This window comes from Streptomyces sp. WELS2 (genome assembly GCF_013870595.1).
Taxonomy (GTDB): Bacteria; Actinomycetota; Actinomycetes; order Streptomycetales; family Streptomycetaceae; genus Streptomyces.
The window spans coordinates 1-2,783 of the sequence record NZ_JACBWZ010000797.1; the positions used below are offsets into that span (position 1 = coordinate 1).

3 protein-coding genes are annotated in these 2,783 nt (G+C 72.4%); 2 read left to right on the forward strand and 1 reads right to left on the reverse strand.

Annotated elements, in window-relative coordinates:
- On the forward strand, positions 1 to 411 hold a 411-nt coding region (locus tag H5J33_RS29965; RefSeq protein ID WP_181797927.1), incomplete at its 5' end, for a PP2C family protein-serine/threonine phosphatase.
- 161 nt (positions 412 to 572) lie between these two features.
- Positions 573 to 2,057 carry an aminopeptidase P family protein gene (locus H5J33_RS29970; protein WP_181797928.1) on the forward strand — a complete coding sequence of 495 codons (1,485 nt, stop codon included), beginning with the start codon at positions 573 to 575 and terminating at the stop codon, positions 2,055 to 2,057.
- Between the two features lie 25 nt (positions 2,058 to 2,082).
- On the opposite strand, the gene H5J33_RS29975 is transcribed toward H5J33_RS29970, so the two are convergent.
- Positions 2,083 to 2,526: an ATP-binding protein gene (locus H5J33_RS29975; RefSeq protein WP_181797929.1), complete on the reverse strand. Its 444-nt coding sequence runs from the start codon at positions 2,524 to 2,526 to the stop codon at positions 2,083 to 2,085.
- Positions 2,527 to 2,783 lie beyond the last annotated feature (257 nt).

The following is a 2,783-nucleotide window of genomic DNA, read 5'->3' on the forward strand; positions in this document are numbered from 1 at the left end:
TCGGCCACCGCCCTGTTCGCCTACTGCGAGCCCGCGCTGCGCCGGATCACCCTGGCCGGCGCCGGGCACAGCCCGCCGCTGCTGACCGGCGAGCGGCGCACCGAGTTCGCCGAGACCTCCGTCTCCGCGCCGCTCGGCATGCTCGCCTGCTGGGAGGCGCCCAGCGCCGAGGTGCAGACGGAGCCCGGGGAGACGGTCCTGCTCTACACCGACGGGCTGCTGCACCGTACCGGCGACCCGATGGACCGCGCCTTCGCCCGGCTGCACGCGGCCGCCGCGAGCGTCCCGCGCGCGCTGCGGCACGACCCGGGGGCGGTCGCCGACCACGTCCTGCGCACGGTCCTGCCGGACGGCCTGGACACGGCCGACAGCGACGAGGACGTGGTCCTGCTGGCGGCCCGCTTCGACTGACCGTCCCGGCGACGGTTCCGGCCGAGCGGTATGACCGGGCATAACAGGTCATCCGGCCCCACCCCCTCCCGGTACGACCGTACGATGATGGAGGCCCCGCTCGGCCACAAGCAGGAGCGCACGGCCCCGGGGGAGATCACTGGCGTATCGAGGAGGATCACGTGTCCGACGAGCTCAACCCGGCTGTGCCCGACTCCGCTACCGCGGAGGGCCCGGAGACCGAGCCCGAGGAGCCGGTCAAGCAGCGGAAGAACGGCCTGTACCCGGGCGTCTCCGACGAGCTGGCCGAAAACATGAAGTCCGGCTGGGCCGACACGGAGCTGCGTGACCTGGAGCCCATCGAGCAGGCCGCGCACACCGCGCGCCGCCGCGCCGCACTCTCCGCCCGCTTCCCGGGCGAGCGCCTGGTCATCCCGGCGGGCAACCTCAAGACCCGCTCGAACGACACCGAGTACCCCTTCCGCGCCTCCGTCGAGTACGCGTACCTCACCGGCAACCAGACCGAGGACGGGGTCCTGGTCCTGGAGCCCAAGGGCGACGGCCACGAGGCGACGATCTACCTCCTGCCCCGCTCGAACCGGGAGAACGGCGAGTTCTGGCTCTCCGGCCAGGGCGAGCTGTGGGTCGGCCGCCGGCACTCCCTCGCCGAGTCCGAGGCGCTCTACGGCATCCCCGCCGCCGATGTGCGCGAGCTGGCCGACAAGCTCCGCGAGGCCACCGGCCCGGTCCGCGTGGTGCGCGGTCACGACGCCGGCATCGAGGCGGCCCTGACCGACAAGGTCACCGCCGAGCGCGACGAGGAGCTGCGCGTCTTCCTCTCCGAGATGCGCCTGGTCAAGGATGAGTTCGAGATCGGCGAGCTGCAGAAGGCCGTCGACTCCACCGTGCGCGGCTTCGAGGACGTCGTGAAGGTCCTCGACAAGGCCGAGGCGACCTCCGAGCGCTACATCGAGGGCACCTTCTTCCTCCGCGCGCGCGTGGAGGGCAACGACGTCGGCTACGGCTCCATCTGCGCCGCCGGCCCGCACGCCTGCACCCTGCACTGGGTCCGCAACGACGGCCCGGTCCGCTCCGGCGACCTGCTGCTGCTGGACGCCGGTGTGGAGACGCACACCCTGTACACCGCCGACGTCACGCGCACGCTGCCGGTCGACGGCACCTACAGCGAGATCCAGAAGAAGATCTACGACGCCGTGTACGACGCCCAGGAGGCCGGGATCGCGGCCGTCAAGCCGGGCGCCAAGTACCGCGACTTCCACGACGCGGCCCAGCGCGTGCTGGCCGAGCGGCTCGTCGAGTGGGGCCTGGTCGAGGGCCCGGTCGAGCGCGTCCTGGAGCTGGGCCTCCAGCGCCGCTGGACCCTGCACGGCACCGGGCACATGCTCGGCATGGACGTCCACGACTGCGCCGCCGCGCGGACCGAGACCTACGTGGACGGCACGCTGGAGCCGGGCATGGTGCTCACCGTCGAGCCGGGCCTTTACTTCCAGGCCGACGACCTGACCGTGCCCGAGGAGTACCGGGGCATCGGCGTGCGGATCGAGGACGACATCCTCGTCACGCGGGACGGCAACCGGAACCTCTCCGCGGGGCTGCCGCGCCGCTCCGACGAGGTCGAGGCGTGGATGGCCACGCTGAAGGGCTGATCCCCTGACGAAGGACCCCTCGCGCTCACGCGGTGAGCAGCGAGGGGTCCTTCGTCCATTTGAGGATCTTGTCGAAGCTGACCACCGTTCCGCCCCGGCCGGGCTTCGCCCCGATGCGCACGTGGTCGGTCAGCTCCTGGATCAGGCACAGGCCGCGCCCGTGCTCGGCGTCCGCGCGGGCCGGCCGGAAGTCCTGGGCGGGGGGCAGACCGGGCCCGGAATCGGCCACCTCGATACGGCACTTCTCGCCGTCGAGGTACGCCGTCACCCGGTAGGCCTGCGAGGCGCCGGGCGCGGCGTCACCGCCGTGCTCGACCGCGTTCGCGCAGGCCTCGGTGAGGGCCACCGACAGGTCGTAGGAGATGTCCGGGTCGACGCCCGCCGTCTCCATCGTGCCGATCAGCAGCCGTCGCGCGAGCGGCACGCTCGCGGCCTCGCGCCGCAGATGGAGTGACCACCAGATGCTCATGCTCAGCCTCCTGGCCGCGGCTCGACATACCGTTACGTATTGCCGCGCGTGGGCGACCGTAAGCACTCCGTCGGCATGACCGGGCCCATATGGCCGATGCGCGGCGGCGGGAATCGGTGTATGGGCCGTTCGAACCGGTGATCGGGGACGGCTCGGCCGACCTGCCGTGGGCAGTGGGCGGGGGCAGTGGGATGATGAGCCCGCCATGACTGCCCCCCACCCGCGCACGGCGCGTCCCGGAGCCGGGCTCCGGATCC

Excerpts from the sequence above, each read along its gene's own strand:
- H5J33_RS29975 (WP_181797929.1), bottom strand. The coding sequence starts at position 2,526 with ATGAGCATCTGGTGGTCACTCCATCTGCGGCGCGAGGCCGCGAGCGTG.